The following is a 25,860-nucleotide window of genomic DNA, read 5'->3' on the forward strand; positions in this document are numbered from 1 at the left end:
GCACCACACCCGACACCACCCGCGCACCCGTGCCCTGCGACCAGTACACCGACCCACCCTGGAAGTGCGCGAACTGCACCCCACCGGCCAACGACGTCACATCCGACACCGGATAACCCAGCGGCCCGTTCTCCCAGCCGGTCGTGCCCCACTTCTCCAGCACAGCACCCGACAGCACCCGCGCACCCGTCGCCGACGACCAGTACACCGAGCCCTTCTGGAAGTGCGCGAAGGCGCCGGCCCCACCGGAGATGGCCGTGACGTCGGTCAGCGGGTAGCCCAGGGCGGAACGCTCGTACCCGAGGGACGCCCACTTCTCCCGCACCGCGTCGCGCAGGATGCGCGCGCCGGTGGCCGGGGACGCATAGATCGACCCCTTGGCGTAGTGCGCGTAGGCGCCCGAGCCGTCGGGGGTCAGGGTCGGCGCGGTCACCTGCGCGCCGAGCAGGGCGCGCGCCGCCGGGTCGGAGTCGTACCTGTTGCGCACCAGCCAGATGGCGGAGGTCCCCAGGTCGGCCACCCGGTCCCGGATCTCGGCCAGCCGGGCGTTGCCGTACCGGCCCGGGCACGCCGTGGAGCCGACGTCCCGGTGCGCGAAGATCGTCGGGAGCGTGACCGACGTGCCGGCGGCGTACCGCGAGGTGCCGCCCCCGCTGGACCGCAGGGTGGTCGTGGCCCGGGCGTCGATGCCGAACAGCGAGAACTTCCAGCCGATGACCGCGACGACGGCGTCGACGGTGGCCTGGGGCACCGGCACGACGTCGTAGTTGCCCAGCATGGAGACGCCGAAGGTCGCGGTGTTGAACCCGCCCGCATGGGCGCCCATCACCGTGCTCGCCAGCCCGCCGAAGCGCCCCTCCCAGAGGCGGCCGAACTTGTCGGCGATGACGTTGTAGCCGATGTCGCCCCAGCCGAGGCTCACCGTGTGGTAGCGGTAGATCGACCGCATGATCGCCGGGACGTCGGCCGCGGAGTAGCTGTTGGAGTCCGCCGTGTGGTGCAGCGTCGCCGCCTTGATCGTCGACGCGTACTGCGGGTCCCAGGTGCGGATCCGCTCGTCGGCGCCCCACTGCGCGCGCGAGTAGATCGCGGGCATGGTGGCGGCGGCGTGCGCGGTGTCGGTGATCTCCGGGTCGTCGAGCGCACCGTCCGCGGGGCTGCTCCCCGGGTCGATCAGGTCCAGCGCCACGTCGGTGGGCTGCGCACCGGAGCGGGTGACGAGCTCGACCTGGACGCCGGTGCCGGGGCCGGTCCACAACGGGCTCGTGCCACCGCGCAGCCGGGCCCCGGTGTCCACCGCCTGCTGGTCGGCCGTCTCCGGGGTGACCTCGGTCCAGCTGCCCCAGACGCCCTCGGCGTCCCGCACGCGGACCTGCACCACGGTGTCGGACACCTGCGGGTCGAACGCCCACGTGACGCCGACCAGCGAGAACGGCGCGGTGTCGGTGCGGGTGAGCGAGAGGGTCGGCGCGGCGGCCGGCACGCCCTCGACCGGGTCGGTGGTGCCCTCCTGGACCTCGACCTCCGGCGCCGGCTCCTCGACGGACCCCAGCGGCACCTCGTCGCTGGAGGTGACCACCGGCTGCGCCTGCGGCCCCTCCTCGGCGTAGACGGGGAGCACCAGGAAGGTGCCGGTGAGGAGGAGGAAGGCGATGAGTCCGGTCAGGATGCGGCGCACGGGCGGGTCCTTCGGTGAACGGTTGCTCGGTCGGCCTGGTGCTGCCGACCGCTTGCTCCATTGACCATCGGCCCCTGCGCCGGGTACTTGAGCCGGACACGCCCACGGCGGTGCCGGCGCGGAGCCCGCTGGGACCGGTGGGACGCCTGGGGTGGACACGTCGTCGGGTGCTCGTCCGGAGCAGCCGGCGCACCCAGCCGCGCGACGTACAGTCCGACGTGATCGCGCCGCTGGACGACTGGCCCCACCGGGGGCAGTGCGCCGACGTCGGCACCTCGACGTGAGGACACCGCATGAGCACAGACGACGAGCGCCGCCGGGCCACCGCGCCCCGCCCACTGCCGCCGCGCCTGGACCCCCGCGCGGGCCGGGCACCGGGCGGCAGCGCCACCGCCGACGGTCCCGGTGACCGTCGGCTGGCCTGGACCGGCCGGGTCGTGGCCCTGGTCGTCTCCGTCGTCGTGCTGGCCACCAGCGGGTGGGGCTGGTACCTCGGCCGGGTCGCCGACGCGACCGTGAACCGCACCGACGCCATCCCCAGCGACGGCAACGACGAGACGGTGCGCACCGGCGAGGCGATGAACCTGCTGCTCGTCGGCAGCGACAGCCGGGCCAACCTCACCGAGCAGCAGATGGTCGAGCTGCAGGCCGGCGAGGACTCCGGCCTCAACACCGACACGATGATCCTGGTGCACGTCCCGGCCGACGGGTCGAAGGCGTCGTTCGTCTCCTTCCCCCGCGACTCGTACGTGCAGATCCCCGGGTACGGCAAGGAACGGCTCAACGCCGCCTACGCCTACGGCCGGATGAACGCCCCGGACGGCGCCTCCGAGGAGGCCAAGAACGCCCAGGGCGCGCAGCTGCTGGTGCAGACCATCAGCGGACTCACCGGGCTGCAGATCGACCACTACGCCGAGGTCGACCTGCTCGGCTTCTTCGAGCTGACCTCCGTGGTCGGCGGCGTCGAGGTGAACCTGTGCGAGCCGGTGGACGACTCACGGTGGTCCGGCGCGGTGTTCCCGGCGGGCGTGCAGACCATCAGCGGCGCCGATGCGCTCAAGTTCGTCCGGCAGCGGCACAACCTGCCGCGCGGTGACTTCGACCGGATCGTCCGCCAGCAGGTGTTCATCGGCGGGGTGCTGCGCAAGATGCTGTCCGAGGACGTCCTCCTCGACCTGGGCAAGCAGCGGGAACTGGTGCGGGCCGCCGCGGACTCGCTGACGGTCGACCAGAACCTGAACCTGCTGCAGTTGGCCCAGCAGATGCAGTCGGTCACCGCCGGCGGCATCGAGTTCCAGACCGTGCCCAACGTCGGCACCGCCACCGAGGACGGGAAGTCGATCGTCCAGCTCGAGGACACCGAGACCCTGCACGCCTTCTTCGCCGAGCTGAACGCCGAACCCGAGCCGCCCGCCGACGCCACCGCCGAGGCGCCGGCCCCGGTCGCCCCGGCCCAGGTCACCGTCGAGGTCTACAACGGCTCCGGCATCGGCGGCCTGGCCGCCAGCGCGGCCGCCGAGCTCGAGGGTGCCGGCTTCCCCGTGGCCGGGACCGCCAACGCCGACTCCTCCGACTACTCGGTGACCGAGATCCGCCACGCCGCGGGTGACGAGGGCCTGGCGGCCACCCTGGCCGCCACGGTCCCCGGCGCGGTCACCAAGCAGGTCACCGATGCCACCAGCGGCACCGTCCAGCTGGTCCTGGGCTCGGACTTCAACGGGATCGGCCAGCCGGTCACCGCCCAGCCGGTCGCCCCGAGCACCCCGGCCGAGGCACCGCGCACCGCCGCCGACACCAGCTGCATCAACTGAGCCGTCGCCGGCACCCGGGCAGGGCGCCGACGACGGCCCGGGTCGACCCGGCGGCGCGCCGGCCGCGGCGGCTCAGACGGGCGCGCCGGTCTCCTCGAACGCCGCCAGCTCCTCCGGTGTGCCGAAGCAGTAGAAGTCCCCGCGGACCAGGCCCACCCGGCGACCGGAGCCGATCAGCTCGTTGAAGACCAGGGAGACGTAGTACTCCGGCATCGCCGCGTCGATCTGCCGCGCGACGAGCCGCTCGGCCGCATCGAGGAACACCCGGGCCGAGGTGAAGGAGTAGACGCCCATCAGCGCATCGGTCGAGATCGCCTGCTTCTCCGCGGTGCGCGTGACCAGACCATCGGCGCCCACCTCGGCGAAGCTGTAGCGCGGCAGGTCGGAGTGGAAGGAGAGCAGCAGCCCGTCGACGTCCTGGCGCTCGACCGCGGCCTGGAGCACCCGGAAGTACTCCGGGCTGTCGAAGGCGATGTCGCAGTCCATGATCACCAGCGGCTGGTCCGGGTCGAGCCGGTCCCGCGCCTCCAGGCAGGTCTCCACCGCCCCCCGGGTGTCGTGGTCGAGCAGCACGATCTCCGCCGACGGCTCCACACCCCGCACCCGGGCGGCCAGGTCGAACTCCCGGTCGTTGTCCTCCCGGACGACGACGGTGACGGACTTCTCCCCCTGCCAGGGGTCGAAGGAGCGCAGCGCCCGCTGGAACATCGGCACCCCGCCGACCTCGATCAGCGGCTTGGGCGTGGTGATCCCGACCTTGCGGAACCGGGTGCCCAGCCCGCCCATCGGCATCAGCACCTGCAGGGTGGCCATCACTGCACCTCGTCCCACTCGTAGTCGCGACCCTCGACCGGCTGGGTCGTCCGGCGACCGAGCCGCCACAGCGCCAGGTTCCGCAGCGCGGTGCGGAAGATGGTCCAGTTCCGCGCGTTGGAGACCTGGTCCTCCTCCCGCCAGGTGATCGGCACGAAGGCGAACCTTACCTTGCGGGCGACCAGGTCCAGGATCAGCTCGTAGTTGAACGTCAGCTTGTCGGCGAACCGCAGGTAGGTGGCCGGGTCCAGGTCGCGCAGGGCGAACAGGTTGAGCCCCGAGCCGAGGTCCTCCAGCCGGCGCAGCGTGACCACGCTGTAGACCGCGTTGAGCACCCGGTTGCCCCAGACCCGCTTGGCATCGTAGCCGTGCAGCCGCGACCGGCGGCTGAACCGCGAGCCGAGCACCGTCTGGGTCTCCGGGTGCGCCTCGGCGTGGTCGAGCAGCAACCCGACCTCGGCGCTGCTGGCCTGGTTGTCGCCGTGCAGGATCACGACGTGGCTGTGCCCGGCCCGTCGGGCGTGCTCGAAGGCCACCTTGTGGGTGCCGCCCAGGCTGTTGTTCTGCCGGTTGCGGAAGACCCGCAGGTTGGGCAGGCGACCGCCCCGCCGGTACTCCAGCGCACGCTCGAGGGTGTCGTCGGTGCTGCGGTTGTCGATCACCCAGATCTCGCGGACCCGGCCGGCCACCTCGTCGGTGATCTCGTCGAGCACCCGGCCGATCTGCGGCGAGCAGTTGTACGCGGGGATCGCGATCACGGCGTCCACGGCTGGAACACCTGCCCTTCTCTCGGCTCCGTGCCGAAGATGTCGTCCACCCGGTCGTCGCGCCGGGGCAGCTCGTACTGGTCGATGAAGCGGTTGAGCGCGAGGACGCAGACGCCGTAGTACTTCAGCGCCGTCCCCGGGTTGATCACCACGCGGTGGGTGAGCATCCGCCCGTAGAACAGCCCGACGTGGAAGTAGACCGCGCGCTGCTCGGCGGGGCTCAGGTACCGCGGCATGATCGTCGTGCTCACGTGGTCGGCGAGCTCGGCGTACCGGGCCGACCGGCTGTCCCGGAAGACGATCTCCGGCAGCTCCCCGGCGCGGCCGAGCAGCACCGGCGTCTCGTCCTCGTTGAGGAACTCGTAGCCGTACTCCAGCGACTGCAGGTGCCGGGCGAAGTCGATGATCGGCCCGCGCACCTGGTTGTCGTCGGAGGGGTCGATGACCAGCACCTCGCGGCTGCTCATGTCCACCAGGATGTTGTCCACGGTCAGGTCGCCGTGGATCGCCGTCGACTCCTGGTAGGTGGCGAGGTCGCGCCAGGCCGCCTCACTCCCCCGGATCCGCTCGATCACCCGGTCGACGTTGTCGTACTCCCGGCCGTTGACCACGATCCGGTCCCCGCGCATCGCCTCGGCCAGCGCCTCGTGCGAGCCGGCGGCGGCGCGCAACCGGCCGACCAGCCGCTCGGCGACGTAGTCGTCGCGCAGGTCGGCGTGGTCGGCCAGCGGCGCCACGTCGTAGACCCGGTCGTACATGTAGGCCCACACGTCGCTGAGCTTCGCCGCACACTCGGTGAAGGAGTTCTCGTGGACGTACTCGAACAGCGGCACGCTGGAGGGCCGGTACTCCAGGTCGATGCCGTAGAAGTCCGGTGCGTGCTCCTCGCGCAGCACGGTGACGAGCTGCTCGTGCGAGCTGCGCGCAGCCAGCCAGTCGTACTGGTTCTTCAGCCGGTGGGCGTGCTCCAGCGGCACCATCTTCTTGACGAAGAGGTCGGTGCCGTCGGTGGCCAGCAGCGTGACCGCGTTGGAGCCGCCCTTGAAGAAGCGGACCAGGCTCACGTTGCCGTTGACCTCCAGCCGGTGCATGACCTGGCTGAGCTCCTGGCGCTGGAAGTACGCGTCCAGGAAGTGGGTCATCGACCCGGAGATGTCCTCCTCCCGACCGAGCTTGTTCACGTACCGGTCGGCGGGAGCGGGCTGCACCCCGGCCAGCGGGTCGCTGGTGCGGCGGGCCCAGTTGACGAAGAGGGCGACGACGGCGACGAGGAGCACCGGCACGTTGGTGAACGCCCAGGCGGCCGCCGCGAACACCGCGACCGCCGGGCCGTCCAGGCCGCTGCTCCCGAGGAAGGACGTCGCGTCCGCCAGGTACCTCCCGGGGTCACCGTTGCCGAGGCTGGGGCTGACCACCGCGGCCGGCGCCGCCGTGGCCACCACGAGGTCCCGGCCGCCGAGGGCCGGGAAGACGACCAGCGCGACCACGGCCGCGGCCGCGATGTAGCAGGCCCAGGACGCCAGGGCCAGGACGCCGTAGCGCACCAGCTGGCGGCGCTGCCGGAAGAACCGCTGGAACCCGAAGATGACCGACCAGATCTTGAACCGTGCGCGGTTCTCCAGGTCGCTGTTCAGCCAGGCGGTCGCCTGCCAGGCCAGCCGCATGAGGAGGGCGTTCTCCCGGACCAGCGCGGCGAAGGAGGCGATCAGCGCGACCGCGACCACCAGCGCGACCGCCGCGGCCAGGGGCACGACCCCGCTGAACGGGACGCCGACGAGCCCGATGAACAGCAGGAAGGCGACCGACACCAGCACGACGTCGATGAGCCGCTCGAGCAGGACCGCCAGCAGCGTGTACAGGAAGCTGATCCGCACCGTCTTGGCCACCAGGTAGGCGCGGACCACCTCGCCGACCCGGAGCGGGAAGACCACGTTGAACAGGTAGCCGATCGACAGGTGCCGGAACTGGCCCGCCAGGCTGCCCCGGCGGACGTTGTCCAGCGGGACCTTGGTGCGCGCGGCGCGCAGCACGTGCCCGGCGAGCTGGACCAGGGACGCCAGGCCGAGGAGGGCCCAGTCGCCACCGGTGAGGCCGTCGGCGAGCCGGTTCCACACCTCGGTCAGCGAGGACCAGCAGGCCGCGGTGAACACGGCGAGGGACACCAGCGCGACGACGATGAGGACCAGCCGGCCGCGGGAGTATCGGGGCTGCGGCATCAGAAGTGGGGCACCTCGAGGACGGGGAGACCGGCGGCGAGCGCGGCCGCCCGGCCGGTGGCGGAGTCCTCGAACGCCAGCGAGTGCGCCGCCTCCGCACCGAGCAGCTCCAGCGCCCGCAGGTACCCCTCCGGGTCGGGCTTGCTGCACTGCACGTCGTCGCCCCAGACGACGACGTCGAACAGCGGGGTGAGTCCGTGGGCGTCGAGGATCTGCCTGCCGTTGCCGGACTTCGCCGTGCTCACCAGCGCCGTCCGGTGGGTCGGCGCGACCAGCCGGAGGAAGGCGACCAGCGCGGTGTTGGCACTGGTCCGGTCCAGCAGGTCGGCGTAGCGGCGGCTCTTGGCCGCCCGGATCGTGTCGACCCCCGCCTGGTCGATGCCGGGCAGGAGGTCGGGGATGAAGTCGCGCGAGTCGCGCCCCCACGTCGTCTCGAACTGCTCGGGGGTCAGGTCGTGCCCGGACGCGGCGAAGGCGTCCCGGTAGGCCAGGAAGTTGGCCTCCCTGGTGTCCACCAGCGTCCCGTCCAGGTCGAACAGGAGTGCCCGCACGGTGCCCGCCCCCCCACCCACGTCCACGAAGCCCTCCTGTAGCCCTTCCGCCTGGCCCGTCCGCTGGCCCGTCCGCAGCGTCATCGGGCGGTCACACCGCCCGTCGGGGACGCACGCCGCCCTCGGTGTCCTCGACCGCGGACCCGCCCGGCGCTGGTCCGGCGCCCGGGACGACGGCCGCGGGACGCTGCCGGAACAGCACCTTGCTCACACCGAAGTTCGCCGCGAACGAGAACGGCAACGAGACCAACTTACAGAGGAACGGCGCCCAGCCCGTCACGACGTGCAGCAGCTCGATCAGCAGCGAGAACCCGAGGATCGAGGTCACGTACCAGGCCACGAACATCAGGAACGACGACCGCGACCGCCCGCCCCGGAACGCGTACTTGGTGACGAAGAGGTAGACGACGACCACGGCGCAGCCGGCGCTGAGCGTGTTCGCCAGCCACGGCGCCGCCCCCAGCCGGATCCCGAGGGCGAACACCGACAGGTCGACGGCCAGTCCGAGGCACGACCCGAGCAGGAACTGCAGCAGCTGGCGCAGCTGGGCCCGCGCTCCCCCGCTCACGCAGCGACCGCCCCGTCGTCGGCGGGCGCAGCGGCGGCGGGGCGTCGCCGGCTGCGCCGGTCGGCGATCAGCGCGGTGAGGACCGCGGCCGCAGTGAGCACCCCACCGACGACGAAGGCGGGGACGAGCAACCGCTCACCGACGGGGACGTAGGAGATCTCCAGTCGAGCGTCCCGCAGGCCGGCCGGGAGCTCGAGGCTGAGCACCGCGTCGTCGATCGCCCCGACCTCGACCGGCGCACCGTCGACGGTCGCGCGCAGGCCCGGCCAGTAGGGGATCCGGGTGACCACCGTTCCGGGGGACGCCCCCGTGCTGACGGTGTAGACGTCCATCGGCTCTCCACCGTGGGCCAGGCCCGAGTGCCCGGGCTGCTGCGTCACGCTCACGTCCCGGGCGGCGGTCACCCGACCGGGGAGGTCGTCGCGCCGCACGTACGCGTCCAGGTCGCCGACGCGGCCGGCCGGGGTCCACGTGGACTCGAAGTGGTCGCGCACCGCCTGCGGAACCGTGCCGAGGAGCACCCGGTCCGAGGAGAGCAGGTCGACCCAGGCCAGCCCGGTGCCCGGCGCGCGGGCGAGCAGGCTCTCCGGTTCGCCGCAGGTCGTGCCGTCGTAGTCACGGCACCAGTGCTCGTTCACGCCGCGCTGCCAGACGGCCAGCGAACCACCGCCGGTCGCGAACCCGGCCACCAGGTTGCCGTTGCCCCGGAGCACCCCGCTGGGCCACCCCATCGCCGGTCCGAAGTCGGTGGTGATCACGGTGGCGACGCCGTCGGTGACCAGGGCGTTGGCCCGGTAGTCGGCCTCGGTGGTGCCCAGCTCGCGGCCGGGTGGCAGCGAGCGGAACGGGCCCTCCGTCTCGGAGGTCGCCCCCTCGAGCACGTCCGCCCGCTCCTGCACCGAGAGCATCATCCCGACCCCGAGGAACAGCGACCCGGCGCTGAGCGCCACCAGGGCACCGGCCGCGACCGTCGCCCAGGGCGGACGCCGGCGCAGGGCGACCACGAGGCACCCCAGGGCGACCACGGCCAGCACCCCCGCCAGCACGTGCCAGCGCACGAAGAGCGGTGCCCGGAACCAGGCCAGCAGGGCCTGCGCCCCGACGATGAGCAGCGCCAGGCGGAGCCGCTTCCGCTCCAGCGCCGGAGCCGCCGTCACCGCGATCAGCGCGAGCAGCGGGAGCATCACCTGCACGATCACCAGGTACCGGAACGGGTAGCGGAACACCGACACGGTCGTCGGCAGCTGGGTGAGGACGACGGCCAGGACGTAGACGGCCAGCGCCGTCAGCACGCCCGGGTGGCGCAGCGCCGTCCGCCAGCGCACCAGGGCCAGCGCCGGCAGCGCGACCACCAGCGTCGCCATCGCGGGCACCACCTGGACGGCGCCGGTCCAGGCGTTGGTCTGCCCCATGAGCGTGGCGCCGCCGAGGACGACGTCGGCCAGGTTGGGCACCCCGAACCCCGCGTTGCCGATGACCGGCTCCGCGCCCTGGCGCGACATGTACGGGGAGAGCTCGACGGTGCTGAGCAGCGTCGGCAGGGCCACCGCCAGCCCGCCGAACAGCGCGAGGGCGCGGGCGGCGTCCGCCGGACCGAGCAGGGCCCGCACGGACCCGGCGGCCCGCACCCGCTCGACGGCCTGGGCCACGATGATGGCGAGGGCGAAGAAGAGGACGTAGGGGTTGCCCGAGGTGAGCAGCGCCCAGGTGGCCAGCGCCAGCACGGCGGCACCCCACCAGCGGCGCGTCGCCAGCCCCCACCAGAACCAGGGCAGCCAGGCGACGCTCCACATCAGCGGCCACCACGAGCTGCCGTACCAGAGGAAGAAGCCACTGGAGGCGATCCCGACCGCGCCGGCGACCGCCAGCGGCCGCGGGACCCCGTGGTGACGCAGCAGCACGAGCGCGCCGGTTCCCAGGCCCAGCACGCAGCCGCCGCCGAAGAGCCAGGACATCAGCAGCAGGTCGTCGGTCTGGGCGGCCAGCGCCTGGAGCCCCCAGTGCAGCGGGTCGAGCGCGCCGTACTGCATGTCCGCGACGAGGTTGCCCGCCTGGCCCAGGTCCGGGTCCATCAGGGGCGGCCGCCCGTCCTGCTGGTTCCGGCCCATCCACCAGGTCATCGGCCCGAACTGGGACTGGGAGTCGTCGAGCCAGAAGAAGCGCGGGGCCAACTGGTGCAGCACGAGGAGCTGCACCACCTGCACGACCAGGTGGCCACCGTAGGTGGCCGCCCCGAGCAGCCACTCCGCGGTGCGGCGTCGTCCGGGGCCGTCGGGGGCCCGCCTGCCGGTGCGCTGGACGACTGCGGAGGCGCCGCTGGGCGCAGCGGTCCCTGTGGTCATCTCCTCGGCCTCCCGGTCGGGCGCGGACCACCGGCCCGCACGACGAGCCTCGGCCACGGACGGCGACGGCTTCGTTCTGCCCGGGGCGACGGCGCCCCTCGGTGCCCGACTGTAGCTCCGGCGGGCCACCGATGGCGGGAGCCGGGGTGGGCGGGTGCCACGCTGTTCGCGTGACCCACACCCCTCCCAGCGGCCCCGCCGACCTGCTCACCGCCCGCGTCCGGCGCGACCCCGCGGCGCCGCTGATCACCTGGTACGACGACGCCTCCGGCGACCGCGTCGAGCTGTCGGCGACCACGCTGGCCAACTGGGTGGCGAAGGCGGCCAACCTGCTGCAGGAGGAGTTCGACACCGCCCCCGGCAGCACCGTGGCGGTGGCGCTGCCGGTGCACTGGCAGACGGCCGCGGTGCTGCTCGGCGTCTGGAGCTGCGGGGCCGCGGTGCTCGACACCGCCGTCGAGGACGACGGCCGGCTCACCGCCGCCGACGTCGTGCTCGCCGCCCAGGACCGGCTGCCGCCGCTGGAGGAGCAGGGGCTGCCCGAGCTGCTGGGGCTCTCGCTGCACCCGCTGGGCATGGGCATGACCGGCTACACCGGGCCGGCCCGCGACTTCGCGCTGGAGGTGCGGGGGCAGGGCGACGTCTTCACCCCCTGGCAGCCGGTCGACCCGACGCGACCTGGCCTGATCGCCGGCGGGGTGGAGCTCACCCTCGGCCAGCTCACCCGGACCGCCGAAGAGCTGGCCGCCCGGCTGGGCCTGGCCGCCGGGGACCGGGTCCTGGTCGACGAGCGGACCGCGACCGAGGCCGGCCCGGTGGCCTGGTTGCTGGCGCCCCTGGCGGCCGGGGCCTCCGTGGTGCTGGTCCACGACGCGGCTTCCACCCAGTTGCAGAGCCGGGCCGAGGCCGAGCGGGTCACCGCTACGCTCGGCACGAAGCTCGACGGGATCCGCGAGCTGGGCCACCCCGTCTGACTCCTCCGCCGGCCCAGCCGACGAGAGACGGTGGTCAGCCGCATGGACAAGGTCGTCCCCAGCGCACGTGAGGCCGTTGCCGACATCCCCTCCGGCGCCACCCTGGCGGTCGGCGGGTTCGGCCTCTGCGGAGTGCCGTTCGCGCTGATCGGCGCCCTGCTGGAGCAGGGCGCCGACCGGCTGACGACGATCAGCAACAACTGCGGCGTCGACGACCAGGCGCTGGGCGTGCTGCTCTACGCCGGCCGGATCGCCAAGACGATCAGCTCCTTCGTCGGCGGCAACAAGGAGCTGGCCCGGCTCTACCTGTCCGGGCAGCTGGAGGTCGAGCTGACCCCGCAGGGCTCTCTGGCCGAGCGGCTGCGCGCCGGAGGCACCGGCATCCCGGCCTTCTACACGCCCACCGGGGTGGGCACGCTGGTCGCCGACGGCGGCATCCCGGTGCGCTACGACGCCGACGGCAACGTCGTCGCGACGAGCCCGCCGAAGGAGACCCGCCGGTTCGGCGACACCGACTACGTGCTGGAGACGGCGCTGACCGCCGACTTCGCGCTGGTCCGTGCCGCGGTGGGCGACCGGCACGGGAACCTGGTGTTCCGCGAGTCGGCGCGCAACTTCAACCCGCTGGCCGGGATGGCCGGCCGGGTGACGATCGCCGAGGTCGAGCGGCTCGTCGAGCCCGGGCAGATCCCGCCGGAGGCGGTCCACCTGCCGGGCGTCTTCGTGCAGCGGGTGGTCGCCGTCGACCCGGCCGACCCGGCCGCGGCCAAGAAGATCGAGAAGCGCACCACCCGCCCCCGCCCGAGCGCGGCGACCCCCGCGGCTGCCGGCACCGAGACCACGGAGGCCTGACCATGGCGCTCACCCGCGACCAGCTCGCCGCCCGCGTCGCCGCCGACCTGCGCGACGGGCAGTACGTCAACCTGGGCATCGGCATGCCCACCCTGGTGCCCAACCACGTGCCCGACGGCGTGCACGTGGTGCTGCAGAGCGAGAACGGGATCCTCGGCGTCGGCCCCTACCCCTTCGAGGGCGAGGAGGACGCCGACCTGATCAACGCCGGCAAGGAGACGGTCACCGTCCTGCCCGGCGCCAGCTACTTCGACTCCGCGCTGTCCTTCGGCATGATCCGCGGCCACCACGTCGACGTCGCCGTCCTGGGCGCCATGCAGGTCAGCGCTGCCGGGGACCTGGCCAACTGGCTCATCCCCGGCAAGATGGTCAACGGGATGGGCGGCGCGATGGACCTGGTCCACGGGGCACGCGAGGTGATCGTGATGATGGAGCACACCGCCCGCGACGGGTCGGCGAAGATCGTCGCGGAGTGCTCGCTGCCCCTCACCGGCAAGGCGTGCGTCGACCGCATCGTCACCGACCTGGCCGTCATCGACGTCACCCGCACCGGGCTGGTGCTCCGCGAGACCGCCCCCGGGGTCACCTCCGACGACGTCCTGGCCGCCACCGGCGCACCGCTGGAGGTCCCCGCCGACGTCCCCACGATGTCCCTCCCGGCGGGCGTGTGAAGAAGGACCTCCCTGCCCCCCACCCCTCGCACGCTCGGCGCGGGCCCCTGCACGGAGGCCGGCGCCGCAGCAGGAACACGAGACGATGACCTTCTCCGTCATCGCCCGGGACCCGGGCACCGGGGACCTGGGCATCGCGGTCTCCTCCTGCATCCTCGCCGTCGGCCGCGCCGTGCCGACCGTCCGACCCGGCGTCGGGGTGGTGGCCGTGCAGGCCCGCAGCCGGCGCGGGCTGGGCACCTCGCTGATGGCCGGCCTGGCGGCGGGCACCTCGCCGGAGGACCTGGTGCGGCACGCCTCGCACGCCGCCGAGGACGTCGACCGGCAGATCGCGGTGCTCGACGCCGGCGGCCGGGTCGCCGCCGACACCGGGCGCGGGTCGCTGCCGGCCAGCGGTCACCTGCTCGGCGACGGCTTCAGCGTGCAGGGCAACATGCTCACCTCCCCCGACGTGCTGCCGGCCATGTCGGCCGCCTTCGGCTCCGCCGGCGGCCCGCTCGCCGACCGGCTGCTGGCCGCGCTGACCGCGGGTCAGGACGCCGGCGGCGACCTGCGCGGCCGGCAGTCCGCCGCCCTGCTGGTGGTCGGCGGCGAGCCGGCCACCGAGGACGACGACGGCGTCCGGATCGACCTGCGGGTCGACGACTCCGGCGACCCGGTGGCCCAGCTGCGGATGCTCCGCAACCTGCAGCGCGCCTACGACGAGCGGGACTACGAGACCCTGGCCGTCTTCGCGCCGGAGGGCGCCCGCGACCTCTACGCCGCGCTCGCCGCCTCCCGCCGGGGCGACCGGGCCGCCGCCCGCAGCGCCCTGGAGGCCGTGCGCACCCGACCGGGCTGGGCGACCTGGCTGGCGTCGATGGCCGGCGACGCGCGACTGTCGGCGGTCTCCCGGCTCCTGGACTGAGATCCCGCCCGGCGCACCGCCCGTCGCCTAAGCTCACCCGGTGAGCTGGCTGGTCACTGGTGGCGCTGGGTACATCGGACTGCACGTCGTGCGTGCACTGACCGCCCGCGGGCACGAGGTGGTGGTGCTCGACGACCTGTCGACCGGGCGGGACCACCTGGTCGACGTGCCCCTGGTCCGCGGCAGCGTGCACGACCGCGACCTGCTGGAGCGGGTCCTGGTGGAGCACCGGGTCCGCGGCGTCGTGCACATGGCCGCCAAGAAGCAGGTCGCCGAGAGCGTGGCGCTGCCCCTGCACTACTACCGGGAGAACGTCACCGGGCTGCTCACGCTGCTGGAGGCGATGCGCGCCCGCGAGGTCGACCTGCTCGTCTTCTCCTCCTCCGCGGCCGTGTACGGCATGCCCGACGTCGACCAGGTGACCGAGGAGACGCCCACCGTGCCGCTGTCCCCCTACGGGGAGACGAAGCTGATCGGCGAGTGGATGACCCGGGCCGCGGCGAACGCCCACGGCCTGCGGTACGCGCTCCTGCGCTACTTCAACGTGGCGGGCGCGGCCGAACCCGCGCTGACCGACGTGGCGGTCACCAACCTGATCCCGATGGTGTTCGAGCGGCTCTCGTCCGGGCGTGCCCCGCTGCTGTTCGGCGGCGACCACCCCACCCCGGACGGCAGCTGCATCCGTGACTTCATCCACGTCGCCGACCTCGCGCAGGCGCACGTCGCCGCGCTGGAGCACCTGGACGCCGGCGGTCCCGACCTGCTGCTCAACGTCGGCACGGGAACCGGTGCGAGCGTGCGGGAGGTGCTGGACGTGATCGGGTCGGTGACCGGTCTGCCGACCGAGCCGGAGGTGCTGCCGCGGCGGGCCGGTGACGCCCCCCGGGTGGTGGCGTCGGACGCCACCATCCGCGCCGCCCTCGGGTGGCGCGCGGAACGGGACCTACGCGAGATGGTCTCCAGCGCCTGGCTCGGCTGGCGCGGACGCCCGGCGTGAGGCCTGGGGGCGGTGCCCGCCCTCGGCCTCGCCCGGCGCACCGGGCAGCAGCGCGGCCAGCTCACCCGGCGCCGGCACCTCGTCGAGGGCGATCCGCCGCGACAGCTTGGTGAAGCGGTGCTCCAGGTCCCGGAAGCGCATGTAGGACGTCGTGATGAACCCCAGAAGCACCATGATCGTGCCGTAGAGCAGCAGGTCGGTACCGCGGCCGACCCCGACGATCTCGGCCAGCTCGTTCCAGATGTCGGGCACCACGACCGAGGTGACGGCGAAGGCGCCGAAGCCGAGCAGCGCCAGCCGGCGGATCGCCTGGTGGCGGGCGCCGGAGCGGCGGAGGAGGGCCGCGGCGAGCAGGACGATCCCGGCGAGCAGGACGATCTGGATCAGCACCGGGCGGCACCCCTCACTTGAAGAACATCTCGGTGACGATGTTGACCGAGTTCAGCATCGACTGACCCTTGGAGCGGGAGTACTCCGTGTAGAGGATGTGCACGGGGTGCTCGACGTAGCGGAACCCACCGCTCCCGATCTGCTCCACGATCTCCGACGCGTGCGCCATCCGGTTCTGCTTGATCTCCAGGTGATCGGCCACCCGCCTGTTCAGGGCGCGCAGCCCGTTGTGCGCGTCGGTCAGCCGGACCCGGGTCGTGGAGTTGGTGTAGACGACCGCGGCCCGCAGCAGGGCGCGCTTGGCCCAGCTCGGCTGGGTGCGGTCGTCGAGGAACCGGGAGCCGAAGACGACCTCCGCCTCTCCGGACGCCAGCCGGTCGACCATGGCCGCGGCGTCGGCCACCCGGTGCTGCCCGTCGGCGTCGAACGTCACCACGTACCGCATCCCCGGGTCGCGCAGCGCGTACTCGATCCCGGTCTGCAGCGAGGCGCCCTGCCCCAGGTTCACCGGGTGCTGCACCACCACCGCACCGGCGGAGCGGGCCACCTCCGCCGAGCCGTCGCTGGACCCGTCGTCGACGCACACGACCCAGGAGAACTCGGTGCGCAGGTCACGGACCACGTCACCGATGACGGTCGCCTCGTTGAACAACGGGATGACGACCCACGTGTCCGGCCTCGCCGCACGCAACGGCATCGTCGACTCCTTCACAGCCTGTCGAGCGTAACCCGGACCAGGTCGTAGAGTCGCCATCGACATGGAGTCACAGAATCACTACTACGGGCACAGCTCCGCCCTGGCTGCCCACGCCGGCCTGTCGCGTCCGCGGCACATCCCGGGTCTGGTCCAGCACGGCTGGACCGCGGGCAGCCCCGTGGAGACCCACTTCCGGGACTTCCCGTCCCTGTCGACCGGCGGGGGCCGCGGCTGGCCCACCGGCCGGCGGCGGCTGTTCGTGTGGAGCCACCACTCCCGGGCGTGGTCGCCGGACGGGCGAGTCGAGACCGTGGCGATCGGCGCCCCGTGGCTCTACCTGACCGCGGGCGCCGGCGCGCGCCCGCCGCAGCAGCGCCCCGAGGACCGCACCGTGATCATGCCGGTGCACGGCATCGAGACCCAGCGGATCCGGGGTGACCACGCCGGCCTGGCACGGCACTGGGCCGAGGTCGAAGGGCCGGCCACCGTCTGCCTGTACGCCGCCGACGCACGCGACCCGGAGATCCTCGCCGCCTACCGCGGCGCGGGGCACCGCTGCGTCGTCCTCGGGCCCCGGATGGACCCGGCGTTCCTCGGCCGCCTCTGGACGATGCTCGCGCGGGCCGACCGGGTGGTCTCCAACCGGCTGTCCACGCCGGTGCTGTACGCCGCCCAGCTCGGCCGCGACGTCGCCGTCTACGGCGACCCCCTGCACCTGGACGGGGAGGACACCTCCGCCTACGACCGGGTCCGCGAGCTGTGGCCGGAGCTCCAGGGGCAGCAGCTGGACGCCGGCGTCGTCCAGCGGCTGGCCGCCGACGAGCTCGGGGTGGCGCACCTGCGCTCGCCGCAGGAGCTGCGCACCACGCTCGGCTGGAACTCCCCTGCCCCCACCCTTCTGCTCGACTACTGGGCGCTGGCGCCCCTGCAGCGCGCCCGGCTGCAGCTCACCCGCGAGGCACCGGCACCGCCGGAGGGCACCGCCACGACGCCCGGGGTGTCCACCGGCGCCTGGCTGCGCGGTGCGCTCAGCTACCTGCCCCGCCGGCTCCCCCGCCGGCTCCCCCCGTCGTCGCCCGAGCCGCTGCCGGTCGAGTGAGGCGCCGGGGCAGCGCCCCCGGTCGTACCGCGTCCAGCAGGACGGCGCCCAGCGCACCAATGGCGAGCACCGCCCCGACGAGACGCACGACCGCACCCGCGCCGTCGGCCGGCAGCAGCGCACCGGCCGTCGAGGCCGCGACGGTGACGGTCAGGGCCAGCGGCATGAACGGCGGCCACCAGGGGGTAGGCGACACCCGGCGCTGGAGCACGGTCGTACCGACGGCCAGCCCGACGTAGGTGGTCAGGTAGCCGACGGCGAGCCCGATCAGCCCCCAGGCGGCCATCGCCAGCCCACCGGCGGCGAGCCCGGCGGCCACGCTCAGCGGCGTGGTCAGGGCCAGCCCACCGGTGCGCCCGACGGCGAACACCAGGTGCCCGCTGGCCAGGTAGGGCACCGAGAGGACGGTGGCCGCGGTGACCGCCGCGAGCGGGGCCACGAGCTCGGAGGGGGCGTAGTCGGCCGACGCCAGCAGCCGCAGCAGCCACGGCCCGGACAGCGCGACGGCGCCACCGACCAGCGCCGCCATCAGCCCGATCCGGCGGGTGCTCGCGTCGAGCACCGCGGGGCGGTCGGCCGGGGCGGCCCGGTACACGGCCGGCGCCCAGGCGTTGTTCATCGCCGCGATCAGCACGGTGCCGCCGACCCCGAGTGTGAGGACGATGTTGGCCCGACCACCCGCGACCGGGCCGATGAGGTGGTTCGCGATGACCACGAGCCCACCGACGGCGAGGTACAGGGAGACCTGGTGCGGCAGCGTGGGCAGCCCCAGGCGCAGCCCGTCGGCGAGCGCACCCGGGCCACCCCGGCGCTGCTCGCGCCGCAGCAGGGCCACCAGGCCGACGACCGCAGCCACCAACTGGCCGGCGGCCACCCCGGCGGTGTACCCGCTGGCCCGGGCCGTCCCCACCGTGACCAGCACCAGCCCGGCCGCCGGCCCGCCGAGGTTCGCCGTGAGCGCCAGCAGGACGAAGGACCCGACCCGGTCGGTACCGCGCAGGTGCGACTGGACCAGGACCACCACGCTGCCGGCTGCCGCGGCGACCACGGCCCAGGCGAGCGCGGCCGACCAGGGCAGGTCCAGCAGCCACGGCGACCACCACGGGCCGGTGACGACGGACACGGCACCGAGCGCCACCGCCAGGACCGCACCGCGCACGACGAGCGCCGCACCGCGCGCGGTGCCACCGCCCTCCAGCACGACGACCCGGGTCACCGCCGCACCCAGGCCCAGCCCGAACAGGATCAGCCCGACCTGCACCACGGCCAGCCCCACCGAGACCACGCCGAACTGCGGCGCGTCCAGCACCCGGGTGACCACCGGCAGCACCCCGACGGCCGCCGCCGCGGGGGCGGCCGTGGCCAGCGTGTAGAGCGAGCCGCGCCCGAGGACCTGCCGGGTGGCGTCCGCCGGGGACGAGCTCACTCCCCCAGGAACCCCCGGATCTCGTCCACGACGTGGTCGACCTGGGCGTTGGTGAGGTCGGTGAACAACGGCAGCGAGATCTCCTGCGCGTAGTACTCCTCGGCGCGGGGGCACATGCCCCGGCGGTAGCCGAGGTCCTCGAACACCGGGTGCCAGTAGGCCGGCACGTAGTTCACCTGGACGCCGATCCCCGCCGCGCGCAGGTGCTCGAACAGAGCCCGCCGGCGGCCGCCGAGCACCCGCAGCGGGTACAGGTGCCAGGCCGGATCGGCCTCCGCGCGCCGGGCCGGGAGGCGGACCCCGGCCAGGTCCGCCAGGCCGGCGTCGTAGCGCGCGTGGATCTCCGCCCGCCGCGCCACGAACCCCGGCAACCGGCGCAGCTGGCTGGTGCCCAGCGCGCACAGCACGTCGGGGAGCCGGTAGTTCAGCCCGAAGCCGTGCACCTCCTGGTGCCAGGGCCCCTCGTCGGGGTACCGCTGCCGCTCCGGCTCCCGGACCAGTCCGTGGTTCTTGAACGCACGGGCCCGCGCCATGACCTCCGGGTGCGGGCTGAGCACTGCCCCGCCCTCGGCCGTGGTCAGGTTCTTGGTCGGGAAGAACGAGAAGGTCGTGAGGTCGGCGAGCGCGCCGACCGGACGCCCCCGCCAGCTGCCGCCGATCGAGTGCGCCGCGTCCTCGAGCAGCAGCGTGCCGGTCCGCCGGCACAGCGCCGTCAGGGCGTCCATGTCCGCGGGCAGGCCGGCGTAGTCGACGGTGGCGACCACCTTCGTCCGGGACGTGACGGCGGCCTCCGCGGCGACCGGGTCGAGGTCACCGGTGTCCTCCTCGACGTCGGCGAACACCACCCGCGCCCCCAGCAGCGCCGCGGTCGCGGCCGTGGCCACGAAGGTCAGCGGGCTGGTGACCACCTCGTCCCTCGGGCCCACCTCCGCCGCGGCGTAGGCGACGTGCAGCGCGGCGGTGCCGGAGGTGACGCTGACCGCCGGGACACCGCCGGCGTGCCGCGCGATCTCCTCCTCGAAGGCCGTCACCGCCGGCCCGGTGGTCAGCCAGTCGCTGCGCAGCGCGTCGACGACGGCGGTGACGTCCGCGTCGTCGATGGACTGTCGGCCGTAGGGAAGCACCACGTCTCCGATCAGGCGTACCGGTCGGCGAGGTCGCGCAGTTCCTCGACGCCGAGCCAGAGGTCGTTGACGTCCGACCGGTAGGTGAAGCCGTCCTCGACCGGGACCCCGTCGGCCGGCGGCTCGTACCCCCAGCCCGCGACGTAGGGCATGATCACGTACCGGTCGCCGACCAGGACGGTCCGCCGTGAGTCGTCCGGCGCGATCATCTCCTCGTGCAGCTTCTCCCCCGGCCGGATGCCCATCTCGTGGGTCGGCGCACCCGGGGCGACGGCCTCCGCGAGGTCGACCACCCGCATGCTCGGGATGCGGGGCACGTAGATCTCCCCACCGTGCATCGTGTCGAAGGAGTCGATCACGAACTGCACCGCCTGGGGCAGCGTGATCCAGAACCGGGTCATCCGCTGGTCGGTGATCGGCAGGGACTGGCCCCGCGCGGCCAGGTCGCGGAACACCGGGATCACGCTGCCGCGGCTGCCCATCACGTTGCCGTAGCGCACCACGGCGAACCGGGTGCGGTGGTGCGCGGCGTAGTGGTTGCCGCTGACGAACATCCGGTCCGCGCACAGCTTGGTCGCGCCGTAGAGGTTGATCGGGCTGGACGCCTTGTCGGTGGAGAGGGCGACGACCTTGTCCACCCCGGCGTCGATCGCCGCCTCGATCACGTTCTGCGACCCGTTGACGTTGGTCTGGACGAACTCGAACGGGTTGTACTCGGCGGTGTCGACCTGCTTGAGCGCGGCGGCGTGCACCACGTGGTCCACGCCGTCCATGGCGCGGGTGAGCCGCGCCCGGTCACGGATGTCGCCGATGAAGAACCGCAGCCGCGGGTCGTCGTCGAAGAGCCGGCGGACCTCGTGCTGCTTGAGCTCGTCCCGGCTGAACACGACGACCCGGCGGGGGTCCTCGTTGTCCAGGAGGTAGCGCAGGAAGGCCTTGCCGAAGGATCCCGTGCCCCCGGTCACCAAGATCGAGGATCCCTCGAGGACGGACATCAACCACTCCTAGTCAGCACGGACACGTCGGTGGGCGGTGAGCGTCACCACCCGATGACGCAGCATGATGGCACGAGCCACGCCGGGGCTCGCCCGGCTCCGGGGGATCCCCCCGTGCCGCACACCCTCCCGGAAGGGGTACCCCCAGTGTCACACCGACGGGTGAACGCCGTCGTCCAGGCCCGCACCGGCTCCTCCCGGCTGCCCGGCAAGGTGCTCCGTCCGCTGGTCGACGCCTCGGTGCTGGGCTGGGTCGTCCGCGCCGCGCGGGCCGCCGAGGGCGTGGACGAGGTGGTGGTGGCCACCTCCGTCCTGCCCGGCGACGACGCCGTCGCCGAGGAGGCGGCGCGGCTGGGCGTGTCGGTGACCCGCGGCAGCGAGGACGACGTGCTCTCCCGGTTCCTGCAGGCCGCCGACGACCACCCGGCCGACGCGCTGGTCCGGCTCACCGCCGACTGCCCGTTCCTGGACCCGGCCCTCATCGCCCAGACGGTCGGGGTCTGGCGCGCCGACCCCACCCAGGACTACGTCGCGACCACGCTGGAGCGCACGCTGCCCCGCGGCCTGGACGTCGAGCTGGCCACGGTGGCCGCGCTGCGTGCCGTGTCGGGGACGGCGACCGGGCACCACCGCACCCACGTGACCTCCGGGCTGTACGCCGACCCGGAGCGGTTCCGCCTCACCGGGGTGGTCGTCGCGCCACGCGCCGACGACCTGCGGGTGACCCTCGACACCCCGGCCGACGCGGAGCTGATCGAGGCGGTGGCCGCCGAGCTGGGCCCCGGCCCGCACCCGTGGCGGTCGGTCGTCGCGCTGCTGCGGGCGCGGCCCGACCTCGTCGCGCTCAACGCGGACGTGGTGCAGAAGCCCCTCGAGGCGGGCTGAGCGCCGTGACCGGAGGCAGCGGGACCACCGCCGCGGCGCGGGCCGCGGGCGGCGCCTGGGCCGGCCGCCCCGTGACCCTCCTGTGCGATGCGGCCACCGTGACCGGACTGGGGCACTTCGTGCGGTCCACCGCGCTGGCCCGTGTGCTGGCCGACCGCGGCGCCGACGTGCGCGTGGCCCTCCCGCCGGACTCGGTGCCACGGGCGGTGGAGTCGGTGGTCGCCGCCGGGTGGCACGTCGACGTGGGCCCGTGGGCGGCGCCGGACGTGGCGCGCACCGCCGGCGGGCCCGGCGCCGTCGTCGTCGTCGACAGCTACCGCGTGGACGGCCCGTGGCTGACGTCGCTGCACCGGGTCCTCGGCGCCGGCGGAGCCACCCTGGCCGTCCTCGACGACCTGGCCGACCGCCCGTTCACCGCCGACCTGGTGGTCAACCCGGGCCTCGGCGCCGAGGGGCTCCCCTACCCGGCCGGCACCCGGGTCCTCGCGGGCCCGGAGCACGCGCTGCTGCGGCCGGAGTTCGCCGCGCACCGGGCGAGCGCACTCCGCTCCGCGGCCACGCTGCCGGAGCGCCCCCGCCGCGTCCTGTCGCTCTTCGGCGGCACCGACGCCGCCGGGATGGCCTCGGTCGGCGCGTCCGCAGCCGCCCTGGCCTTCCCCGAGGCCGAGGTGCGGGCGGTGGTGCCCGCCGCCGGGCGGTCGGCGCTCCCGGCCGACCGGCCACGGATCACCGTCCTGGACCACGTCGCCGCGATCCACGAGGAGATGCTGCTGGCCGACCTGGTGGTCTCCGCCGGCGGGACGACGCTGTGGGAGCTGTGCTGCCTGGCGCGGCCGACCGCCGTGGTGGCGGTCGTGGCCAACCAGTTGCCGGCCTACCGCGAGCTCACGGCCCGCGGTGCGGTGCTGCCGCTGGCCGACCGTCCCGTCACGGACCCCGGGCTGCTGGGCGAGCGGCTGCGCCGGCTCGTCTCCGGCACCCCGCTGGGCGCGGTCGCCCGGCGGGCTGCGGAGCTGACCGACGGACAGGGCGCGGAGCGGGTCGCTGACGCGCTCGTCGGCGCGGTCCGGCACCGGCCCGCCACGACCAGCACCCCGACCACCACGACGACCCCGACCGCGGAGGGCACCCGCCGATGACGACCACCGGACACCCCGCCCCCTCGCTGGCGGCGCGCCCGGCCACCCCGGCCGATGCGGCGATGCTGCTGGACTGGCGCAACGACCCCGAGGTGCGCCGCTGGTCCCGGACGCCGGACGAGGTCACCCCCGACGGCCACGCACGCTGGCTGGCGGCCGTGCTGGCCGACCCGGACCGGCACCTGCTGGTCCTGGAGCGGGCGGCGGGAGCCGGACAGCCGCCGGAGCCGGTGGCCACCACCCGCTACGACCTGCTGCCGGCGCCGGACTCGCCCGCGGACCGGCGTCGCTGGGAGGTCTCGATCACCGTCGCGCCGGGGATGCGCGGCCGCGGGCTCGGTGGCGCGAGCCTGCGGGCCTCCGACGACTGGCTGGCGGTCGCGGAACCGGCCGCGGAGGAGGTGGTGGCGGTGGTGCTGCCGGGGAACGAGGGGTCCCACCAGCTCTTCCGGCGCAACGGGTACCGCGCCACGCCCGTCGGGACCGGGGACCACGCACGCTATGTGCGAGGCTTGACCCGGCGCTGACGCGCCCGCCTCCGCGTCTGCCGGTCGCCCGGCGGACGTGCCGGCGTCGGGCGACCCTCCGGTCGGCCGGCAGTGGGCGCCACGGGGGCGCGGAACCACGGACACCAGGAGACCGCAGCGCGTGCGCACGTCCCAGAGGGGGTCCGCTGTGAGCGCCAGCGCCCTCGTTCCCTGCCCCGTCCCCGCTGACGCCGGCACCGGCCCGGTCGCGGCATGAGCACCTGGGGTCCCGCGGTCCCGTACTGGCTCCTGGCGGTGCTGCTGGTGTTCGGCCCCGGCACCGCCGTGCTGGTCGCCTCGGGGGCGCCCTGGCGGCGCGCGGTGCTGTTCGCTCCCGGCCCGTCGGTCGGCCTGGTGGCGACCACCGCGATCGTGGCCGACGTCGCGGGCGTCCGGTTCGGCATCCCGGTGGTCCTGCTGGCCACCGCCGGCGCGGCCGTGGCCGGCGCCGTGCTGGCCCGCGGGGCGCGCCGGCTTCGTGGCGCCGGCGTCGTCCCCCCACTGGCCCCGGCCACGACCGCCGTGCCGCGGCGGCCGCGGTCCCGATCGCCGCGCGACTACGCCCTGCCGCTGGCCTGGGTGCTGGCCGCGGTGCTGCTGACCCGCCGGCTGGCCGAGGCCATCGGTGCGCCGGACCGGATCTCCCAGACCATCGAGGCCGTTTACCACCTGAACACGACCAGACACGTCCTGGCCACCGGCGACGGCTCCTCGCTGGGGCTGGCCGGCTGGGACACCGGCGGCAGCGGCTTCGCGGCCTCTGCCTGGCACGACCTCGCCGCGCTGGTGGCTGCGATCGGCGGCGACGTGCCGGTCGCCACCCAGGCGCTGGCCCTCGTCGTGGGCGCGGTCGTCTGGCCCCTGTCGGTGCTGCTGATGGTGCGCCAGCTGGTCGGCCCCAGCTGGGCGGCGCTGCTCGGGGTGGGCGCCCTGCTGCCCGCCGTCGGGCTCTTCCCCGCCTGGATGCTGCAGTACGGGGTCTCCTACGACCTCCTGCTCGGCATCGCGCTGGCTCCCTCGCTGGTCGCGATCGTCGGCATGGTCGTCCGCCCGGTCCTGCCCCGCCCCGCCGCGCACCTGGTCCACCTGCTGATCGCGGCGGCCGCCGCGGTGCTGGGCCTCCTGTTCGCCCACCCAGGGGCGCTCGCCTCCGCGGTGCTGGTGCTGCTGCCGCTGCTGCTCGCCGCGGGCGCCTCGTCGGCCCGCCGCCGCTGGGCGGTCGGCCGCCGACTCAACGCGGTGGTCATCGCGGTGGGCGTGGTCCTGCTGGCCTGCGGGGCGCTGATCTGGGTCGGCACCGCACCGGACGTCGAGCTGACGCGGATCGTCGACCTGCCCGGCGCCGACACCCCGGCCCAGGCCGTCGGCGCATGGCTGACCATGTCGCCGTCCAGCCGCCTGGCACCGTGGGTGGTCACCCTGCTGACTCTGGCCGGGATCGGCGTGGCGGCCGGCCACCGCGGACTCCGCTGGCTGGTCGCCGCGTACGTCCTGTGCGCCGTCCCCTACGTGCTCGCCGCCGGGCTGGACCCGGACCTGGCGCAGCGACTGACCGGCGCATGGGGCAACGACCCGGCCCTCCTCGCCGCCGTGCTGCCCATCACGGGCCTGCCGTTGGCCGGGGTGGCGCTCGCCTGGCTGGCGCGCTGGCCGCGCCGCGCACTGCTGGCCGCCGCCGATCGCATCCCCCGGCGGTTCGCTCCCTGGGTCGTGCCGGTCGGCGGCACGCTGCTGGTGACCGTCCTGCTGCTCGTCTCCGCCGGTGGCCTCACCCGGGAGCGGTACGACGCACTGGCGGAGACGTACCGGGTGCCCACCCAGCCGGTGGACCGCACGCTCCTGACCGCCGACGAGCGGGACCTCCTGGAACGGCTGCCCGAGCTGCTGCCCGCCGGGGCTCGAGTCGCGGCGAACCCCTGGGACGGGTCGGGTCTGGCCTACGCGGTCGCCGGCGTACCGGTGCTGGTCGCCCAGCTCGACGCCTACCCCGGTGGCCAGGCCGCGGAGGTGGTCGCCCAGCGGCTCAACCAGGTCGCCTCCGACCCTGCGGTCTGCGCCGCCCTCGACGAGCTGGGCATCCGGTACGCCCTGGACTTCGGGGCGCCGGTGGGGACCGACCCCCACTCGCTGGCCTACCCGGGGCTGACCCGGCTGTCGTCCGCGCCCGGGATCGAGCTCGTCGACAGCGTCGGCCGCGCGCGGCTGTACGAGGTCACCGCCTGCGGAGAACTGCCGCCGCGCGGGTGACTCGCTCTCCGTGGTGCCCCGGAGTGCCCGGTCGCACGGTCGCGCCAGGCCGGTTCCACCACCCTCAGGGCGGCTGACCCGGTGGTGATGACGGTGCGCGAGGTGACCGTGAGGCGGTCCGGGCGCCTGGGCCGGTGCGGCAGCGCTTCGGCCCAGGTCGCCGCGGCAACGTGTGAGACGCTGG

23 protein-coding genes are annotated in these 25,860 nt (G+C 74.3%); 11 read left to right on the top strand and 12 right to left on the bottom strand.

Annotated elements, in window-relative coordinates; translation table 11 throughout:
- A partial coding sequence (locus tag ACI783_RS02150; protein ID WP_457138920.1) for an N-acetylmuramoyl-L-alanine amidase occupies positions 1-1,678 on the bottom strand: 1,678 nt, incomplete at its 3' end.
- Between the two features lie 293 nt (positions 1,679-1,971).
- On the opposite strand from ACI783_RS02150, the gene ACI783_RS02155 reads away from it, so the two are divergent.
- Positions 1,972-3,489 carry an LCP family protein gene (locus ACI783_RS02155; protein WP_457138921.1) on the top strand — a complete coding sequence of 506 codons (1,518 nt, stop codon included), beginning with the start codon at positions 1,972-1,974 and terminating at the stop codon, positions 3,487-3,489.
- A gap of 72 nt (positions 3,490-3,561) precedes the next feature.
- Here ACI783_RS02155 and ACI783_RS02160 read toward each other — a convergent pair whose 3' ends face one another.
- The 6 genes from ACI783_RS02160 to ACI783_RS02185 all read right to left on the bottom strand — a co-directional run bounded on the left by ACI783_RS02160 (position 3,562) and on the right by ACI783_RS02185 (position 10,746).
- Entirely contained in the window at positions 3,562-4,302 is a 741-nt protein-coding gene (locus tag ACI783_RS02160) for a glycosyltransferase family 2 protein (RefSeq protein WP_457138922.1), read from the bottom strand.
- A complete protein-coding gene (locus tag ACI783_RS02165; protein WP_457138923.1) occupies positions 4,302-5,069 on the bottom strand; it encodes a glycosyltransferase family 2 protein in 768 nt (255 codons plus the stop codon). The genes ACI783_RS02160 and ACI783_RS02165 overlap by 1 nt, the downstream gene beginning before the upstream one ends.
- Positions 5,057-7,285, bottom strand: a complete 2,229-nt coding sequence (locus ACI783_RS02170) for a lysylphosphatidylglycerol synthase domain-containing protein (protein ID WP_457138924.1) — start codon at positions 7,283-7,285, stop codon at positions 5,057-5,059. The genes ACI783_RS02165 and ACI783_RS02170 overlap by 13 nt, the downstream gene beginning before the upstream one ends.
- On the bottom strand, positions 7,285-7,863 hold the full coding sequence (locus ACI783_RS02175; RefSeq protein WP_457138925.1) for an HAD family hydrolase: 579 nt from the start codon (positions 7,861-7,863) through the stop codon (positions 7,285-7,287). The genes ACI783_RS02170 and ACI783_RS02175 overlap by 1 nt, the downstream gene beginning before the upstream one ends.
- 64 nt (positions 7,864-7,927) lie before the next feature.
- Positions 7,928-8,404: a GtrA family protein gene (locus ACI783_RS02180; RefSeq protein ID WP_457138926.1), complete on the bottom strand. Its 477-nt coding sequence runs from the start codon at positions 8,402-8,404 to the stop codon at positions 7,928-7,930.
- Entirely contained in the window at positions 8,401-10,746 is a 2,346-nt protein-coding gene (locus ACI783_RS02185; RefSeq protein ID WP_457138927.1) for a hypothetical protein, read from the bottom strand. The genes ACI783_RS02180 and ACI783_RS02185 overlap by 4 nt, the downstream gene beginning before the upstream one ends.
- Before the next feature lie 170 nt (positions 10,747-10,916).
- On the opposite strand from ACI783_RS02185, the gene ACI783_RS02190 reads away from it, so the two are divergent.
- The 5 genes from ACI783_RS02190 (at position 10,917) to galE (ending at position 15,147) form a co-directional block, all read left to right on the top strand.
- Positions 10,917-11,720, top strand: a complete 804-nt coding sequence (locus ACI783_RS02190) for a TIGR03089 family protein (RefSeq protein WP_457138928.1) — start codon at positions 10,917-10,919, stop codon at positions 11,718-11,720.
- 42 nt (positions 11,721-11,762) lie between these two features.
- Entirely contained in the window at positions 11,763-12,572 is an 810-nt protein-coding gene (locus tag ACI783_RS02195; protein ID WP_457138929.1) for a CoA transferase subunit A, read from the top strand.
- Between the two features lie 2 nt (positions 12,573-12,574).
- The gene (locus tag ACI783_RS02200; RefSeq protein WP_457138930.1) at positions 12,575-13,243 is read left to right on the top strand and encodes a CoA transferase subunit B; all 669 of its coding nucleotides are present in this window, start codon (positions 12,575-12,577) and stop codon (positions 13,241-13,243) included.
- A gap of 85 nt (positions 13,244-13,328) precedes the next feature.
- Positions 13,329-14,150, top strand: a complete 822-nt coding sequence (locus ACI783_RS02205; RefSeq protein WP_457138931.1) for a DUF1028 domain-containing protein — start codon at positions 13,329-13,331, stop codon at positions 14,148-14,150.
- A gap of 40 nt (positions 14,151-14,190) precedes the next feature.
- Positions 14,191-15,147, top strand: coding sequence for a UDP-glucose 4-epimerase GalE (gene galE / locus ACI783_RS02210; RefSeq protein WP_457138932.1), 957 nt, complete (start codon positions 14,191-14,193; stop codon positions 15,145-15,147).
- On the opposite strand, the gene ACI783_RS02215 is transcribed toward galE, so the two are convergent.
- Together ACI783_RS02215 and ACI783_RS02220 are read right to left on the bottom strand one after the other, a co-directional pair.
- Entirely contained in the window at positions 15,094-15,537 is a 444-nt protein-coding gene (locus tag ACI783_RS02215) for a DUF2304 family protein (protein ID WP_457138933.1), read from the bottom strand. The two genes, galE and ACI783_RS02215, sit on opposite strands and share 54 nt — an antisense overlap.
- 13 nt (positions 15,538-15,550) lie before the next feature.
- A complete protein-coding gene (locus ACI783_RS02220; protein ID WP_457138934.1) occupies positions 15,551-16,234 on the bottom strand; it encodes a glycosyltransferase family 2 protein in 684 nt (227 codons plus the stop codon).
- A gap of 61 nt (positions 16,235-16,295) precedes the next feature.
- Between ACI783_RS02220 and ACI783_RS02225 the strand changes: the two genes are divergently transcribed.
- Positions 16,296-17,333: a hypothetical protein gene (locus ACI783_RS02225; RefSeq protein ID WP_457138935.1), complete on the top strand. Its 1,038-nt coding sequence runs from the start codon at positions 16,296-16,298 to the stop codon at positions 17,331-17,333.
- Here the strand turns inward: ACI783_RS02225 and ACI783_RS02230 are convergent.
- From ACI783_RS02230 to pseB, 3 genes are read right to left on the bottom strand one after another with little or no spacing between them, the layout of a single operon-like run.
- Positions 17,263-18,759 carry a lipopolysaccharide biosynthesis protein gene (locus ACI783_RS02230; RefSeq protein WP_457138936.1) on the bottom strand — a complete coding sequence of 499 codons (1,497 nt, stop codon included), beginning with the start codon at positions 18,757-18,759 and terminating at the stop codon, positions 17,263-17,265. The two genes, ACI783_RS02225 and ACI783_RS02230, sit on opposite strands and share 71 nt — an antisense overlap.
- Positions 18,756-19,886, bottom strand: coding sequence for a DegT/DnrJ/EryC1/StrS family aminotransferase (locus ACI783_RS02235; RefSeq protein ID WP_457138937.1), 1,131 nt, complete (start codon positions 19,884-19,886; stop codon positions 18,756-18,758). The genes ACI783_RS02230 and ACI783_RS02235 overlap by 4 nt, the downstream gene beginning before the upstream one ends.
- Before the next feature lie 8 nt (positions 19,887-19,894).
- Complete coding sequence (gene pseB / locus ACI783_RS02240) at positions 19,895-20,878, bottom strand: UDP-N-acetylglucosamine 4,6-dehydratase (inverting) (RefSeq protein WP_457138938.1); 984 nt, start codon at positions 20,876-20,878, stop codon at positions 19,895-19,897.
- Positions 20,879-21,040: 162 nt separating this feature from the next.
- Here pseB and ACI783_RS02245 point away from each other — a divergent pair, with 162 nt between their 5' ends.
- From ACI783_RS02245 to ACI783_RS02260, 4 genes are all read left to right on the top strand, one after another.
- Positions 21,041-21,763 (top strand): cytidylyltransferase domain-containing protein, encoded by a 723-nt coding sequence (locus ACI783_RS02245; RefSeq protein WP_457138939.1) that lies wholly within the window; start codon positions 21,041-21,043, stop codon positions 21,761-21,763.
- Between the two features lie 5 nt (positions 21,764-21,768).
- Positions 21,769-22,902, top strand: a complete 1,134-nt coding sequence (locus ACI783_RS02250) for a PseG/SpsG family protein (protein ID WP_457138940.1) — start codon at positions 21,769-21,771, stop codon at positions 22,900-22,902.
- Positions 22,899-23,429, top strand: coding sequence for a GNAT family N-acetyltransferase (locus tag ACI783_RS02255; RefSeq protein ID WP_457138941.1), 531 nt, complete (start codon positions 22,899-22,901; stop codon positions 23,427-23,429). The genes ACI783_RS02250 and ACI783_RS02255 overlap by 4 nt, the downstream gene beginning before the upstream one ends.
- A gap of 213 nt (positions 23,430-23,642) precedes the next feature.
- A complete protein-coding gene (locus ACI783_RS02260; RefSeq protein ID WP_457138942.1) occupies positions 23,643-25,676 on the top strand; it encodes a DUF6541 family protein in 2,034 nt (677 codons plus the stop codon).
- Positions 25,677-25,860: the final 184 nt, after the last annotated feature.

This window comes from Modestobacter sp. SYSU DS0511 (assembly GCF_054050755.1).